We start from the raw sequence: 14,729 nt of genomic DNA, 5'->3' as shown, positions 1-14,729 counted from the left end.
CGATGCCAGCATTTGAATATAAAGCATTAGATAAGGCCGGCAAGCAACAAAAAGGTGTTGTTGAAGCTGATACCGCGAGGCATGCCCGAGGCCAACTAAGAGAGTTACGTTTGATGCCGCTGGAAATAACACCAGTGGTAGAAAAAGAGAGTAAAGCTAAATCTGCTGGCGCGAGCTTTTTTAAACGCGGCATATCTGTGTCTGAATTGGCCCTGCTTACCCGTCAAATTGCCACCTTGGTCGCCGCGGGTTTGCCGATAGAAGAGGCGCTTAAAGCGGTTGGTCAACAATGTGAAAAAGATCGTTTAGCCAGCATGATTATGGCGGTTCGTTCACGTGTTGTTGAGGGTTACAGCCTAGCCGACTCCATGGCGGAGTTTCCGCATATTTTTGATGAACTCTATCGCGCTATGGTGGCATCAGGCGAAAAATCGGGTCACTTAGAAGTGGTCTTAAACCGCCTTGCTGACTATACCGAACGTCGTCAACAACTGAAAAGTAAGATGACTCAAGCGATGATCTACCCGGTCGTGTTAACGGTTGTTGCGGTTGGCGTGATCGCCATTTTACTCGCGGCCGTGGTGCCACAGGTCGTTGGTCAGTTCGAGCATATGGGGCAAGAGCTACCGTGGACCACTGAGTTACTCATTAGTGCGTCAGATTTCATCCGAGATTACGGCTTGCTGGTTCTTGGGCTGCTTATCGGAATGTTTGTGTTATTGAAGCGCTTACTCGTGGTACCAGCCAATAGAATGAAATACGATACGCTATTATTGCGCTTGCCTGTGATCAGTAAAGTCAGTAAGAGTTTAAATACCGCTCGTTTTGCGCGTACCTTAAGTATTTTAGCCGCGAGTTCGGTGCCACTGCTTGATGCCATGCGTATTGCGAGTGATGTATTGGTTAATGTAAGAGTAAAAGCCGCCGTCGAAGAAGCCACTCTGCGGGTGCGCGAGGGCACGAGTTTGGGTACTGCCTTAGCAAATACTAAACTTTTCCCGCCAATGATGCTCTATATGATTACCTCGGGTGAAAAAAGTGGCCAACTCGAACAGATGTTGGAGCGAGCTGCAGATAACCAAGATCGTGAGTTTGAGTCAAATGTTACCATTGCTCTTGGTGTCTTTGAGCCTATGTTGGTTGTTAGCATGGCAGCGGTAGTTCTATTTATTGTGTTAGCGATTCTTCAGCCGATTTTAGCGCTGAATAATCTTATCGGTGGTTAACGTAAATTTTCGATGTTGGCATTGCCATATCGCGAGATATTTAAGTCATTCAGTTAAAGGACATTTTTTAATGCAAACTCGTAGTAAACAAAAAGGTTTTACGCTTTTAGAAGTGATGGTGGTTATCGTTATTCTAGGTATTTTGGCCTCAATGGTTGTGCCTAACTTGATGGGCAACAAAGATAAAGCCGATCAACAAAAAGCAGTTTCAGACATTATCGCGCTGGAAAATGCGCTAGATATGTATCGATTAGATAACAGTATCTATCCATCGACAGAGCAAGGTCTTGAAGCATTAGTGCAGAAGCCAAATATGTCGCCAGAGCCACGTAACTACCGTGAAGATGGCTATGTTAAGCGTTTACCACAAGATCCATGGCGCAATGACTACCTGCTTCTAAGTCCGGGTGAAAATGGTAAGTTAGATATCTTCAGTGTAGGACCTGATGGTCAGGCCGGTACAGAAGATGATATTGGTAACTGGAATCTGCAGAACTTCCAATAATATGACATTGCCACGCGTTGCTCGAGCACGTCAAGCGGGCTTCACCTTAATGGAGGTGTTGCTCGTTGTGTTACTGATGGGGTTAGCGGCGTCAGCTGTGACCTTAAGTATGGGCGGCGCCAGCCAACAGAAAGGGCTCGAACGTCTGGCGGTGCAATTTATGATGTCAGCAGAGATGGTGCTAGATGAAACAGTACTCAGTGGCCAATTCATCGGCATTGTGGTCGAAAAAGACAGTTATGAATATGTCTATTACGACGAAGAGGGTAAATGGAAACGCTTAGAGCAAGACCGACTTTTATCTGCAAAACAGATGGAGCCTGGGATTGAGTTGCATCTTGTACTGGATGGTTTACCGCTAGTGCAAGACGACGAAGAGGATGACAGCTGGTTTGATGAACCTCTGATTGAAAAGTCAGCTGACGATAAAAAGAAATATCCGGAGCCGCAAATCTTGCTGTTCCCAAGTGGCGAAATGAGTGCCTTTGAGCTGTCATTTGTGACTAAGAATGAAATGGATAAAGAGATCGAAGTGGTTGTGGTCGGCGATGTGTTGGGGAGATTAAAATTGGATCATGAAGATGATGAACTCTAGCTATTCACTGCAATTTACAAACACTAGCAATAGCATAAGTGCTTATGTTTAATAAGCAGCGCGGTATGACCCTGCTTGAAGTCATTGTCGCTTTGGCGGTTTTTTCTATTGCCGCGGTATCAATTACCAAGAGTTTAGGCGAGCAGATGGCCAATATGCCGATCTTGGAAGAGCGCACCATGGCACAGTGGGTAGCGCATAACCAAATGGTTGAAGCTCGTTTAGAGCCAACGTTTCCTGATATTGGTCGTAAAGATGGTCAAGAACAGTTAGCGGGCAAAGATTGGTACTGGCGCAAACAGGTTGTTAAGACAACCGATGATAATTTTAGAATGATACGAATAACCATCAGTGACGATGAGCGTTTTGATCGTGTCATTGCTGAGGTGAGCAGTTATGTCCTTAAATCAGACTAGATCTAATCGTGGCTTTACGCTGCTAGAGATGCTGATCGCCATTGCAATTTTTGCCATGTTAGGGCTTGCCGCAAATACGGTATTGCACACGGTATTACAAAACGACGTTGTGACTCGCGAGTTCGCGGGCAAATTAAAAGCGATGCAACAAGGTTTTGGGATCATTGAGCGCGATCTAAATCAGATGGTGGCTCGTACGCCAAGACTGCTCGAAGGGGGGCGTGCTACCACAGTATTTCAGGCCGGTGACAATATGCTCGACTCCGAATCTGAGTCATTGGTTTTCTTCCGGTTGGGCTGGCTCAACCCAGATGGAATGTTGCCTCGAGGCAGCTTGCAGTCAGTTGCTTATGTGGTGATTGACGAGCAACTGCAGCGTTGGTATTACCCCTACCCAGAACCTGAAGTAGGTGCAGAACCGATTAAAACCGTAATAATGGAAAAGGTTATCTCTGTGGAGTACGCTTTTTTCACTGAAGATAAGTGGGAGCGCAAGACAGACGCTACCAATCTGCCCAAGGCGATAGCCATGGAAATTGAGTTTGAAGACCTAGGCAAGGTGCAGCGTAAGTTTTTGCTGCCGTTAGGTGCGCCTGCAGGTAGTGGTTCTAGTGGCTCTAATGGTAACAGCGGTGGAAATAATGGCAGCAACGGCGATGACAGTTCCGAAGAGGGCAAAAAAGGTTGATTAGGTCATCTACTATGCCGACTAAACAAGGTGGCGTTGCACTCATTGTGGTGTTATTGATTGTGGCTATGGTGGCAATTATTGCCACCAATATCACCTCTCGCAACCAGTTGTCTGTCAGACGCACGATAAATTTAGCGCAATACGATCAAGCGTTTTGGTACGCCATATCCGCCGAAGAGATAGCCAAGAAAGTACTGAAACAAGATTTGGACGATTCAGATACTGTGCATATGCAGCAGTATTGGGCGCAAGCCGATGTGATTTTCCCCGCTGAAAAGGGTGAGATAGCCGGTAAAATTAGTGATATGCAGTCATGTTTTAACCTAAATGCGTTGTCACAAATGACCAAGAAAGTAGAAAATGGTCAACCCAAAATGCCTTTGCCTGCGGTGCAGTTTAAGGGCTTGTTAGTCGCATTGGGTATGGATGATTTTGCCGCCGAGCGCTTAGCGCACACCTTGAAAGATTATATCGATGAGGATATGACTGCTGGGCCATACGGTGCTGAAGATGCCGAGTATGAGTCGCGTAATGTCCCTTATCGCGCGGCTAATACCTTGATGAGCCACAAGAGTGAACTGCGCGCCGTGATGGGCTTTACTCAAGATATCTATCTGAAAATAGCGCCTTACGTTTGTGCTGTACCGGGTAATAACACCCAGGTGCTAAATGTTAATACTGTGCCTGTCGAGCACGCCGCTTTAATTGCTGGCATGCTCGATAATAAAATTTCGGTGGGTGAAGCCGAAAGCATCATTAACCAGCGCCCTGGTGACGGTTTTGAAACAATAGATGAGTTTTGGGAAAACTCCTCTATCACCAGTTTAGCCAGTGATGCACAGCTAAAATCAAGCTTTGGCGTGACCAGTAGTTATTTTTTGCTGGAAGCGGGGGCCAAGGTTGATAGCGCGGTATTTAGGCTTGAAAGTGTGCTCAAAGGCGATAGCAAAAAATTAGAAGTGTTATCCCGGCAGTTTGGCGGACAAAAATAACAACAGTCCTTTAATGAGTTAAAGAGACTCGTGGAGACAGAACAGTGAGTGAAAGACTATTCATCCGTTTAGGACAATCATTTGAGCAACCATGTTCGTGGCTCATTTGGTCTGAACAGGAGCAAGAAATTATAGGTTCTGGCGAGCTCAGTGATGCCAGTGCGCTGTCAACGCTTACTGAAAGAGCGGGTAACCGTGCGGTTGACGTTTTAGTCCCAGCATCTAGCATCACATTAACCACGGTAAACCTGCCGGAAAAGGGGCAGCGTCAAGCGATTAAAGCATTACCTTTTATGCTGGAAGAAAATTTGGCACAAGATGTTGATGAACTGCATTTTGTTGTCGGGCCACGTCAAGGTGATGCTCTCAGTATTGCGGTTGTCGCCCATGAGCAGATGCAAAATTGGATTGAATGGCTAGCCGACGCAGGCCTTAAAGCCAAATGTATCGTACCTGATTGCTTAGCACTGCCGCTGGCGGAATGTAACTGGGCCGCGATTACCTTTGGCCAAGATATTTTGCTTAGAACGGGAGAGGGTAGCGGTGTCAGTCTAAACAAAGACTGGTTAGATTTGGCTTTGCCACTATTGTTAGCCGATAGTGCAGAGGCAACCACAGTTGCTGGTTATACCGAATTGGCGTTGACAGGAGCCGAGGTTAAAGAGCAGCCGCTCGATCTGCCTATGCTGGTGCTCGCTCGAGGTATACTCAATGCGCCAATGAACCTATTGTCTGGCGTTTATCAACCTAAGCGCGAATATGGCAAGCACTTGAGTCTATGGCGCAATGCCGTCGTGGTATTTGCTGTTGTGGTGGTGCTGGCGCTGGTCAATAAAGGGCTCAATATCCATCAGATGAATACTAAAGCTGATGCGGTAAAGGTGCAGAGCGAACAGATCTATAAACAGGTTATTCCGGGCAGTTCTCGCGTCGTTAACCTGCGTGCTCAAATGGAAAGCTATGTACGTAAGATGCAAGGTGGCGGCAGTGGTAGTGAATTTTTTGCGATGCTGGAAGGAACAAAAACAGCATTTTCTCAAGTCACGGATTTAAAACCAACCTCATTACGCTTTGACAGTGGTCGTAGCGAGATCCGCATGCAGGTTAAGGCTAAGAGTTACGATCAGATTGAAAAGTTTAAAGAGATAATTTCCCGCTCATACAAGCTCGATGGCGGTGCAATGAATAGCGGTGAATCAGAAGTCACTAGCACCTTAACCATAAGGAGCAAATAAGATGGATAACATTAAAGTATGGTGGGCTGGACTGGTTCTGCGTGAAAAACAGATGGTCAGTGCGTGTGGCGTAGTGTTATTGATCGGCATTTTGTATTGGGGTATTTGGACCCCAATCGCTAACGCCGAAACTGAGGCGCAGCGTAATCTTGAAGGGCAACTTAGTACTCTCAATTATGTAAAGCAAACAGCTAACCGTATCGAAGGCTTGAAACAGACTGGTCAAGCTAGCGCTTTTAAGGGCAGCTTAAGTGCCGCGGTTAACCAAACTGCAGGCAGTTTTGGTTTGACCATTACCCGGATGCAGCCGCAAGGAAATAAAATCCAAGTATGGATGGACGAAGTTCCTTTCGACACCTTGCTTAGCTACCTTAGTGAGTTGGTTCAAAATCAGGGGTTGTCTCTAGAGAGTCTCGATTTGGCTGAGTCTGATACGCCTGGTTTTGTAAATGTTCGCCGAATTCAGTTATCCAAGTAGGATGTAGTTGTGAAATTAGTTAAAAAAATAGTGCTAGGTTTTTTCATCTATTTGGTGTTCCTAGTGGTCTTGTTTCCTGCGAGTATGGCAGTTAAGTTGGCACCAATCCCTGCAAACATTGTTATCAGCGGGGTGTCGGGTACAGTTTGGTCTGGTAGCATTGATATGCTTAGCGTGAAAAAGCGCCAAGTTGAACTGATTCATTGGGATTTAAGTATCGCGTCATTATTGACTGGAGCGATTAAGGCAGACATTAGTATCGGTACCCGTAGCAGTGCTGTTAACGGCAAAGCTGTTGTCGCTTATTCGTTTGGCGGGCTTGATGTCAGTGGTTTACGTTTTGAAGCGCCAAGTAATTTTTTACTTGGTAATACACGTTTACCGTTTAAAACCAAGATCAATGGTGATGTTAGTGCGTTAGTTGATACTTTTGGTCAAGGATTACCTTGGTGCGAGCAGTTAGTTGGTAAGCTGTTTTTAAATAAGGTAAAAGTAACCAATCAGTTTGGTAATTACCCACTCGGTGACATCGCATTAGGCTTAAGTTGCATCGATGGCAATGTGCAGTTAGCCACAGATGAAAAGCTTAATGGGTTGGGGTTAGATGGCACCATCGTATTAGCTGATAATAAGATGATGCAGGTAAATGCCAAGATACGAGAAGTGAATACTCAGCCGGATGATTTGAAAAAAGCACTGGGGTTTTTAGGTAAAAAAGATAGCCAAGGCTACTACCCAATAACTTATCAAGGTCGGTTACCTATCTAAACAGTATTGTTAATGATTAAAAAGGCACTTTTAAGTGCCTTTTTTTGATCGGATAAGCCCACTTAATTAAGGTTTTCAGCGGCAAGTAAATCGTCTAACAGATGGTGGTAGTCTGCTATGGCCGGAAAGTCGCTAAACTGTTTGTTGGGCTTGTTACTATCTGGATTGGCAACACCCAATTGATAACCCACTCCAGCTAGTTTAGCGGCCGCCAGAATCGCTTCATTGTCATCAATGAATAAGCAACGACTTGGATCTAAGTTGAAACGGCTAAATAGTTGCTGCCAGAACAGCGGATGCTCTTTTGGGTAACCCGTATCATGGCTAGAGATCATCTCATCGAGCCCTAGTGCTAAGTCGGTATGCTGCAGTTTTAGCGCTAAGCCCTTAGGATGAGCATTGGTGACCAAAATACGGTTTTTACCCGCTCGTTTTAAAGCATACAGAAACGGTAAGCTATCTTGGCGCAGTTGGATCCTATCTACGAGTGTTTCATGTAGGGTCATAATATCTAACCCCATCTTCTGCTCCCAGTAGTCTAAGCAGTACCAGTCTAAGGTACCCTCTACGTTTTGGTAATTTTTCTCAACCCATTCCATTGCGGTTTTCTCGGAGATATTGCGCTGTTCACTGAGTGCTTTGGGGATCAAGCTTAGCCAAAAATGGTTATCGAAATGGAGGTCAAGCAGGGTGCCATCCATATCGAGTAGTACGGTATCAATTTCGCGCCATGGGAACATAGTTTGCTGATCCTAAAAATTCAGGTTGTAGATTGGGGATAGAATAGTAATATTGTCATACCAATTCCAATAAATAGTTGGTCATTCAGCGGGAATTTAAATCACAGTAGGCAAGCAAGTGGATTGTTGTTAATAGTTATTCTATTTCGAAAGCCACTTGCGCAGCATAAAGAGATTTAAAACCCGCACGATGTGAGCTTCTCAGGACGTCCACTCCAGCGTTGCATTGTCTCAAAAGGAAGTAACCATTTCTTCAGCAATGCGCCTAGTATTGAAAGCCCTGAGAAAGCTCTGAATTGGCCACATACTTATTGGAATTGGTATCGCTGATCTCGCTAATTTATCTGCATCAACACTGGGATGTGTATGACTCAAAAGAACGTTAAACCAGAAATATTGCATGCTGAAGTCGTCGCCAAGAGCAGACTATTTCAAATTGAACAGGTGCATTTAAGGTTTTCTAACCAAGTCGAACGTCAGTACGAGCGGATGAAAGGAAATAACCGTGGTGCGGTCATGGTGGTCCCAGTGCTGGATCAAGAGCAGCTGTTGCTAGGGCGAGAGTATGCCGCGGGTACGCACAGTTACGAGCTTGGTTTTCCTAAAGGACTCATCGACCCGGGTGAAACCGCTGCGGAGGCTGCCAACCGAGAGTTGCAGGAAGAGATTGGTTTTGGATCAAAAAAACTGACTCATTTGATGGAGTTAAGCTTAGCGCCTGGATATTTTGCCAGTAAAATGCAGATATTTCTGGCTGAAGATCTTTATCAAAATGAGCTAGAAGGGGATGAACCCGAGCCGATAGAGTTGGTCAAATGGCCACTTGAGCAGTGGTTGAGTTTATTACAAGAGCAGGATTTTTCTGAGTCACGTAGTGTAAGTGCTTTATTTTTGGCGCAAAAGCATCTACAACTAAAGTAGTTCAACAAACATATCCAGGTAGTGAGGCTGTTGGAGTAGTTATGAAGCCAGAGAGTTACATCGATCAAGTTATTGAAATCGCCACTATGGCGGGTAAGAAAATCCGTGATATTTACCAGCAAGGTGATTATGAACGCGAGATAAAGTCAGATAACACTCCAGTTACTTCGGCTGATATTGCAGCGCATAATATTATTATCAAAGCGTTGAACCAGCTCACCCCTGATATCCCGGTGCTATCGGAAGAGGATGCGGATATCTCTTTTACAGAGCGCTGTGACTGGCAACGATATTGGTTGGTTGATCCACTCGATGGTACCGGTGAATTTATTGCGGGCAGTGGTGATTTCTCGGTCATCATCGCACTGGTCGAGCACAACCGTCCAATTGTTGGCGTGGTGTATGCGCCGATGACTGAGGTGTGTTATTACGCTATCGCCGGATTAGGTGCTTATAAGCGGGTCAAAGGTAATGATCTACGTATCAGTAGTCGTCAGATCAACAAAGATGATAATAGCCCGTTGCGATTAGCGGTAAGTCGGCGCCAAGATCCTCAATCAGTCATTAAGTTGTTTAACCAAAATAAACACTGTGAGCTTGTGGTGCTTGGCGGAGCTGCATTGAAGAGTTGCTTGGTGGCAGAAGGCCGCGCTGATAGTTATGTTCGTATTGGCCCCACTGGAGAGTGGGACACAGGTGCTGCGCAGATTATTGTGGAGGAAGCGGGCGGACAGATTATGGATCTTGAGCTGCAGCCCCTTAGCTATAATGAGCGTGAAAGTTTAGAAAATCCAAATTTTATTGTTGTGGGTTCACCGAATTTAGCCTGGGACGAGATCCTAACTGCTGAGAGCTAAGTCAGCAGTAGCCTAAAGCCATCACAGTGTGATGGCTTTTTTATTGGAAGCGTTCTATTTGAGCTTAAAATAGCGCCAGTCTTTTCAAAAGGAACGTTATGTTATTTAGTCGCCGATTTTTGCCCTATTTTATGACTCAGTGCTTAGGGGCACTAAATGACAACGTATTTAAAAATGTGCTGTTACTGATGGTGAGTTACTCGCAAGTGGAGGCTCTACCGATAGATGTTCATCTATTTGTAAACCTTGCTGCGGGTTTGTTTATTCTGCCATTTTTACTATTTTCCGCTCATGCGGGCCAGGTTGCCGATAGTGTTGATAAAGCGGTACTTATTCGTCGCCTTAAGGCTCTCGAATTTTTGATTATGTCGGCGGCTGTGTTCGCCATACTCTCCCATAGTTTTCTTATTATGTTGCTTTTGCTGTTTCTTATGGGAACGCAGTCGGCATACTTCGGCCCCGTTAAGTACTCATTACTGCCACGTGTCCTGCAAGAAAATGAGCTTGTTTCGGGCAATGCTTGGGTAGAGATGGGCACGTTTTTAGCCATCTTAAGCGGCACGTTGTCAGCGGGGCTGATTGTTGCGAGTGATCATGCTACTTATTGGGCAGCTGGCAGCGTCTTGATGCTGGCTCTGCTTGGTATGCTTGCCAGTTGGATGATCCCAAATGTGCCGACGCACAATAGTGTAAAACCCAAATTTTCGATCATCTCGGCGACAGTTGCTAGCATTCGTAAGGTGAGAAAAAACAAAGATATCTGGTTTGCAATCTTGGCTATTAGTTGGTTTTGGTTTGTGGGGGCAACCTATTTAACCCAGATCCCCAACTTTAGCAGAATCACGCTTAATGCAGATCCAACCGTGGTGTCTCTGTTACTACTACTGTTCTCCGTAGGCATAGGCATCGGCTCTTTTGTTTGTGAGCGTTTGTCATTTAAGCGGGTCGAATTAGGTGTCGCCCCTATCGGTATTATTATGCTGGGCTACTTTGGTATTGATCTGTATAGCGCGTTACCCGTGGTTTTAGCGTCAGATCCGGTATTTGATATCAGCGCCTTTATCGCCGAGGTTAGCCATTACCGCCTCATGTTTGATCTATTCATGATAGGCATTGGCGGTGGTCTGTTTATTGTGCCCTTATATACCTATATTCAAGCTCGTGCTGACGAAACAGAGTGCGCGCAAGCTATTGCCAGTAACAACATCATCAATGCACTCTTTATGGTGACATCAGCCATTTTTGCGATGCTAGTCTTAAATGTATTGCAGTGGAATATAGAGCAACTATTTTTACTGCTTGCCTGGGGTAATATGTTGGTGCTTTTGCTGTTTTTTGTTTGTTGGCCTGAGCTTGTGGTCAGCGCAATGAGTTATGTTGTGCGCCGCGTGTTGAATCGGGTGACAGTGTTTAATAAGGCTCAAGTTACCCCGTTACTGCAGGATAAAAGCATTCCGTTAGTTGTCGAATCAGTCTCACTCAATTGGCAAAGTTTACTCGCTATTCACGGCATGTTTAATCGATCTGTGTACTTCGTGATCGAACCACAAAACCCACCACAAACCGGTTTGCTGGGCTACATTATTAATCAGCGTCCGTGGGAAGGTGCTGTATGCTCAGGAGTTGCACCAGTATTGGTCTGCATCGCGGGCGTCCAAGCTCAGCCCTCCATAGAAAACGCTAAAACAATTAAGTGTAGTATCGAACATAAGTCAGGCAGTGGGCTAAGAGGAGAAATAGAAGTGAGCTTTTCGGTATGAGCAATCGGTTACCTGCAATCTTTGGCTGATAACCGATTGATGCTTTTTAGATTGCATCTAACCACTGGTGAACTTCAGCGTGGTTGCCTTTAAATAGAATACGCTGCGCTTTTTTATCAATTTGATATTGATACATAGGGTCATAATACTTATTTAGCAGCAATTCAATCCATTCAAGATGCGCAGTGCTATCGCCACGGCTTTGTTGAATGTTAAGTGCGTTAGTGATGATGGCTTGGAATTCATCATGCTGTTTTCCGCCAAGGCGTTTTTTAATACCACTAATACTTAATGCAAGGTATTCTGCGAATGCATTAAATCCCGCTTCTTCACCTAAACGCTCAATATAGCCGCTATGCATCTTATGTACATACTCGTTAAGCAAGCGTTGTAGTCTGGCTTCTAATGGCTCATCTAACACCACAATGCTAGCTGCTTGCATCCCATGATAGAAAGGCTTTGGCAGTGCGGAGCGACCAATAAGAAAACTTTCATCTTCAAGTAGCAGATGTTTGGCATCGCTATCTTGATGTTTTAGCAGTGCTACCCCAAGTGCGTTCTCAAAATTAATTTGTGTTGGCTGAGGTTCATGGTAACGGCCAAAGCTTGAGCCACGATGGTGGGCAATACCCTCTAGATCGACGGCATCATTGCGTTGCAATAAAAAATCAGTCTTGCCGCTGCCGGTGATCCCACTTAGGATTAACATCGGCTTTTGGCTTGGTGCATTATCTATGGTTTCAATCAAAAACTGACGCATCGCTTTGTAGCCCCCTTCAATAAAGGGGACATCAATGCCTGCCTCTTTCAACCATTGCTGGGTTAATTTAGATCGCAGGCCACCACGAAAGCAGTACAGGTAAGCATTAGGGTTTTGGCTAAAATAGCTCAGCCAAGCATCAAGCCTGTGCTGTTTAACCGCTCCGGTTACTAGCGAGTGGCCAAGCGCAATGGCAGCTTCTTGGCCTTTAGCTTTATAACAGGTGCCAACAAGTTTTCGCTCCTCATCTTCCATTAGCGGATGGTTGCTACTGGCTGGAAAAGCGCCCTTGTCAAATTCAACAGGTGCTCGCGCATCCATTATAGGATGATCACTGACGAGTATTCGTCGGTATTCAGTTGCGCTCACAATGTTGAGTGGCATTAGATAAGCTCCACAGTCGTTGCTGTTTTTTCGACAAGTTGGCCGATGCAGATAGGTTCTACGCCGTTATCGCCAAGTAATTTTTGTAGCTCGGCTTCGCCGTCAGCTGAAACTGAAATCAGTAAGCCGCCACTTGTCTGAGGATCGCAAATAATCGCTTTCTGCTCATCCGTTAACGGAGGTAGGTGCTCAGCATAACTATCGAAGTTTCTGTGGGTTCCTCCAGGGATACAGCCCATTGCTAAATATTGTTGTGCATTCGGTAATAGTGGCAGCAGGCTGATATCAATTTTGGCACCAAGATCTGCACCGTGACACATCTCTAGAAGATGTCCAGCTAATCCAAACCCGGTAACATCAGTCAATGCGTTGACCTGAGGGATCTTGGCGATAGCAGGGCCAAGAATATTGAGCTGGCACATAGCATCTGCAGCGGTATTAAGATCTGCATCTGCCAGCTTCTTCTGCTTTTGCGCAGTCGTTAGAATGCCAATACCAAGCGGTTTAGTTAGATATAACTTGTCTCCAACCTTAGCGGTATTGTTCTTTTTAAGCTCTTCCAGCGGTATCTGTCCGGTGACGGCCAAGCCAAAAATAGGCTCTGGCGAATCGATACTGTGACCACCTGCCAGCATAATACCTGCATCTGCGCAGGCTTGTCTGCCACCATCCACTACTTGTTGTGCGACTTCAGCGGGTAATTTATTGACTGGCCAGCCCAAGATAGCAATTGCCATCATCGGTGTTCCGCCCATCGCATAGATGTCGCTGATTGCATTGGTCGCAGCGATGCGCCCGAACGTGAATGGATCATCTACAATCGGCATAAAGAAATCTGTGGTGCTAATAATGCCAGTAGTTTCATTCAGTTGGTAAACGGCGGCATCATCACGAGTCTGGTTACCGACAAGCAGTTTAGGATCGTCAAATACTGGCAATTGAGTTGCTAGTATTGTGCCAAGCACTTTAGGAGAAATTTTGCAGCCACAACCTGCGCCGTGACTATACTCGGTAAGTTTGATTTGTTGATCTGACATGAGCTTGAAACGCCCTAAAAGAAGCTAATTAGCCGATCATCATAGACCCATCACCCGATGACTTCAATGAAGTCGCTAGGGAAGTTGATGCTGAGGGGGTATCTTGCTCATAAGTGTAATAAAAAGCCACTCGATAGAGTGGCTTCAATGTTAACCAAAGCTTGCGGTAAGGTTGTGCCAACTCTTCTGTTGTTGTTTAAATTGAAGTTTGAGGGCTTTGACTTCCGCCATAAGGTCTCTATTAGCCAATTGTTTACGCTTGGCTTCGAGTAATACCTTTTTGGCATCGTAATATTCAGCTAAATGGGCTTTAAGTGTTTCATATTCAGCTTGTAGCTTTTCGACTATTTCGTCGCTATTTGGTAGATGAGCGACCTTATTTTGAGTGCGCTTTAACTGCATCTGTAAGCGAGCACTTTCAATGCGCTCTTGCGGCACAACACGTCGACTATGGGTCAGGCCAGCTAATGCTAGGCCATCAATTAACCACTTGGTTGGATCATACTGCCACCAGTGAATACCGTTACGGTAGTCGTTCTCAAAAATATGATGGTAGTTATGGTAACCCTCGCCGTAGGTTAGTAGGGCGATAAAGCCGTTATCACGTGCAGTATTTTTATCGGTATAAGGCTGTGACCCCCAAATGTGGGCAAGCGAGTTGATAAAGAAAGTGCAATGATGCACCACCACTAAGCGCAGCAAACCCGCGAGGAGTAACATGCCGAGGATGTCGCCATTTAACCAACCAAGTAAAATAGGCAGGCCAAAATTCATGATGATCAGTAACGGTAGGTAGTATTTATGCTGCCACATCACAATTTTGTCATTCTGTAGATCGCGCACATTTTTGTAGTCATGGTAACGCTGAGATTGATATTCACGTAGCATCCAGCCGATATGACTATACCAAAACCCCATTTTAGCGGAATAGGGGTCTTTGTCATTGTTATCGACATGCTTATGGTGAACTCGATGATCTGATGACCAATGTAGCGCACTATTTTGTAGCGCCAAAGCGCCTCCAAGGGCATAGAGGAAGCGTACTGAAGCATGGGCTTTGTATGTGCGGTGAGACCAGAGTCTATGGTAGCCGCCAGTGATCGACAAGCCACTAGCAAAAGCCAGTGCGATAAAGGCTACCCACTCTATGGCATCAAAACCATGGGCGATCCCATACCAAGGAACGAATATTACAGCGCTGGCGAATGTGATGCTAAATAGACTCACATTCATCCAAATTAGAGGAGGTTTTTTCATTATTGTTTATAATCTCAAGTTGAGCGTACAGCTGTACGCTAATTTAACTTGGATAACATCTGGGGTCAAGTTTGTTGATGCTGCGTTTTATCTGAAAAAGCGTTACT

Annotated in this window: 16 protein-coding genes; 12 read left to right on the top strand and 4 right to left on the bottom strand. The window is 45.3% G+C overall.

Going from position 1 to position 14,729, the window contains the following annotated elements; translation table 11 throughout:
- Nucleotides 1-2 precede the first annotated feature (2 nt).
- The 9 genes from gspF (at nt 3) to JK628_RS22365 (ending at nt 6,906) form a co-directional block, all read left to right on the top strand.
- Complete coding sequence (gene gspF, locus JK628_RS22405; protein ID WP_202287069.1) at nt 3-1,226, top strand: type II secretion system inner membrane protein GspF; 1,224 nt, start codon at nt 3-5, stop codon at nt 1,224-1,226.
- Between the two features lie 70 nt (nt 1,227-1,296).
- Nucleotides 1,297-1,731 carry a type II secretion system major pseudopilin GspG gene (gspG, locus tag JK628_RS22400; RefSeq protein ID WP_202287068.1) on the top strand — a complete coding sequence of 145 codons (435 nt, stop codon included), beginning with the start codon at nt 1,297-1,299 and terminating at the stop codon, nt 1,729-1,731.
- Between the two features lies 1 nt (nt 1,732).
- Nucleotides 1,733-2,326, top strand: a complete 594-nt coding sequence (gene gspH / locus JK628_RS22395; protein ID WP_443019980.1) for a type II secretion system minor pseudopilin GspH — start codon at nt 1,733-1,735, stop codon at nt 2,324-2,326.
- Nucleotides 2,327-2,370: 44 nt separating this feature from the next.
- Complete coding sequence (gspI, locus tag JK628_RS22390) at nt 2,371-2,742, top strand: type II secretion system minor pseudopilin GspI (protein ID WP_202287066.1); 372 nt, start codon at nt 2,371-2,373, stop codon at nt 2,740-2,742.
- The gene (gspJ, locus tag JK628_RS22385) at nt 2,723-3,430 is read left to right on the top strand and encodes a type II secretion system minor pseudopilin GspJ (RefSeq protein WP_202287065.1); all 708 of its coding nucleotides are present in this window, start codon (nt 2,723-2,725) and stop codon (nt 3,428-3,430) included. The genes gspI and gspJ overlap by 20 nt, the downstream gene beginning before the upstream one ends.
- Before the next feature lie 14 nt (nt 3,431-3,444).
- Nucleotides 3,445-4,425 carry a type II secretion system minor pseudopilin GspK gene (gspK, locus tag JK628_RS22380; protein WP_202287064.1) on the top strand — a complete coding sequence of 327 codons (981 nt, stop codon included), beginning with the start codon at nt 3,445-3,447 and terminating at the stop codon, nt 4,423-4,425.
- Nucleotides 4,426-4,469: 44 nt separating this feature from the next.
- Nucleotides 4,470-5,660, top strand: coding sequence for a type II secretion system protein GspL (gspL, locus tag JK628_RS22375; RefSeq protein WP_202287063.1), 1,191 nt, complete (start codon nt 4,470-4,472; stop codon nt 5,658-5,660).
- Nucleotide 5,661: 1 nt separating this feature from the next.
- Entirely contained in the window at nt 5,662-6,138 is a 477-nt protein-coding gene (locus tag JK628_RS22370; RefSeq protein ID WP_202287062.1) for a type II secretion system protein M, read from the top strand.
- A 9-nt stretch (nt 6,139-6,147) separates the two neighbouring features.
- Nucleotides 6,148-6,906 carry a type II secretion system protein N gene (locus JK628_RS22365; protein WP_202287061.1) on the top strand — a complete coding sequence of 253 codons (759 nt, stop codon included), beginning with the start codon at nt 6,148-6,150 and terminating at the stop codon, nt 6,904-6,906.
- 62 nt (nt 6,907-6,968) lie between these two features.
- Here JK628_RS22365 and yrfG read toward each other — a convergent pair whose 3' ends face one another.
- Complete coding sequence (gene yrfG / locus JK628_RS22360; protein WP_202287060.1) at nt 6,969-7,646, bottom strand: GMP/IMP nucleotidase; 678 nt, start codon at nt 7,644-7,646, stop codon at nt 6,969-6,971.
- Between the two features lie 366 nt (nt 7,647-8,012).
- On the opposite strand from yrfG, the gene nudE reads away from it, so the two are divergent.
- The 3 genes from nudE to JK628_RS22345 all read left to right on the top strand — a co-directional run bounded on the left by nudE (nt 8,013) and on the right by JK628_RS22345 (nt 11,184).
- Nucleotides 8,013-8,567 carry an ADP compounds hydrolase NudE gene (nudE, locus tag JK628_RS22355; RefSeq protein WP_202287059.1) on the top strand — a complete coding sequence of 185 codons (555 nt, stop codon included), beginning with the start codon at nt 8,013-8,015 and terminating at the stop codon, nt 8,565-8,567.
- Nucleotides 8,568-8,608: 41 nt separating this feature from the next.
- The gene (gene cysQ, locus JK628_RS22350; protein WP_202287058.1) at nt 8,609-9,424 is read left to right on the top strand and encodes a 3'(2'),5'-bisphosphate nucleotidase CysQ; all 816 of its coding nucleotides are present in this window, start codon (nt 8,609-8,611) and stop codon (nt 9,422-9,424) included.
- Between the two features lie 98 nt (nt 9,425-9,522).
- The gene (locus tag JK628_RS22345; RefSeq protein WP_202287057.1) at nt 9,523-11,184 is read left to right on the top strand and encodes an MFS transporter; all 1,662 of its coding nucleotides are present in this window, start codon (nt 9,523-9,525) and stop codon (nt 11,182-11,184) included.
- Between the two features lie 46 nt (nt 11,185-11,230).
- Here the strand turns inward: JK628_RS22345 and mnmH are convergent, their stop codons facing one another.
- The 3 genes from mnmH to JK628_RS22330 form a co-directional block, all read right to left on the bottom strand.
- Entirely contained in the window at nt 11,231-12,328 is a 1,098-nt protein-coding gene (mnmH, locus tag JK628_RS22340; RefSeq protein ID WP_202287056.1) for a tRNA 2-selenouridine(34) synthase MnmH, read from the bottom strand.
- Nucleotides 12,328-13,365 carry a selenide, water dikinase SelD gene (gene selD / locus JK628_RS22335; RefSeq protein WP_202287055.1) on the bottom strand — a complete coding sequence of 346 codons (1,038 nt, stop codon included), beginning with the start codon at nt 13,363-13,365 and terminating at the stop codon, nt 12,328-12,330. The genes mnmH and selD overlap by 1 nt, the downstream gene beginning before the upstream one ends.
- A gap of 150 nt (nt 13,366-13,515) precedes the next feature.
- Nucleotides 13,516-14,622, bottom strand: coding sequence for an acyl-CoA desaturase (locus JK628_RS22330; protein ID WP_202287054.1), 1,107 nt, complete (start codon nt 14,620-14,622; stop codon nt 13,516-13,518).
- Nucleotides 14,623-14,729: the final 107 nt, after the last annotated feature.

This window comes from Shewanella sp. KX20019, assembly GCF_016757755.1.
Taxonomy (GTDB): Bacteria; Pseudomonadota; Gammaproteobacteria; order Enterobacterales; family Shewanellaceae; genus Shewanella.
The sequence above is the reverse complement of the archived record's forward strand: the minus strand, read 5'-3'. Positions and strand labels throughout refer to the sequence as shown.

Bases quoted from the DNA above. Each gene is read 5' to 3' on its own strand.
- gspF (WP_202287069.1), top strand. From the start codon at position 3: ATGCCAGCATTTGAATATAAAGCATTAGATAAGGCCGGCAAGCAACAA.
- gspG (WP_202287068.1), top strand. From the start codon at position 1,297: ATGCAAACTCGTAGTAAACAAAAAGGTTTTACGCTTTTAGAAGTGATG.
- gspH (WP_443019980.1), top strand. From the start codon at position 1,733: ATGACATTGCCACGCGTTGCTCGAGCACGTCAAGCGGGCTTCACCTTA.
- gspI (WP_202287066.1), top strand. From the start codon at position 2,371: ATGTTTAATAAGCAGCGCGGTATGACCCTGCTTGAAGTCATTGTCGCT.
- gspJ (WP_202287065.1), top strand. From the start codon at position 2,723: ATGTCCTTAAATCAGACTAGATCTAATCGTGGCTTTACGCTGCTAGAG.
- gspK (WP_202287064.1), top strand. From the start codon at position 3,445: ATGCCGACTAAACAAGGTGGCGTTGCACTCATTGTGGTGTTATTGATT.
- JK628_RS22370 (WP_202287062.1), top strand. From the start codon at position 5,662: ATGGATAACATTAAAGTATGGTGGGCTGGACTGGTTCTGCGTGAAAAA.
- yrfG (WP_202287060.1), bottom strand. From the start codon at position 7,646: ATGTTCCCATGGCGCGAAATTGATACCGTACTACTCGATATGGATGGC.
- nudE (WP_202287059.1), top strand. From the start codon at position 8,013: ATGACTCAAAAGAACGTTAAACCAGAAATATTGCATGCTGAAGTCGTC.
- cysQ (WP_202287058.1), top strand. From the start codon at position 8,609: ATGAAGCCAGAGAGTTACATCGATCAAGTTATTGAAATCGCCACTATG.
- JK628_RS22345 (WP_202287057.1), top strand. From the start codon at position 9,523: ATGTTATTTAGTCGCCGATTTTTGCCCTATTTTATGACTCAGTGCTTA.
- mnmH (WP_202287056.1), bottom strand. From the start codon at position 12,328: ATGCCACTCAACATTGTGAGCGCAACTGAATACCGACGAATACTCGTC.
- selD (WP_202287055.1), bottom strand. From the start codon at position 13,365: ATGTCAGATCAACAAATCAAACTTACCGAGTATAGTCACGGCGCAGGT.
- JK628_RS22330 (WP_202287054.1), bottom strand. From the start codon at position 14,622: ATGAAAAAACCTCCTCTAATTTGGATGAATGTGAGTCTATTTAGCATC.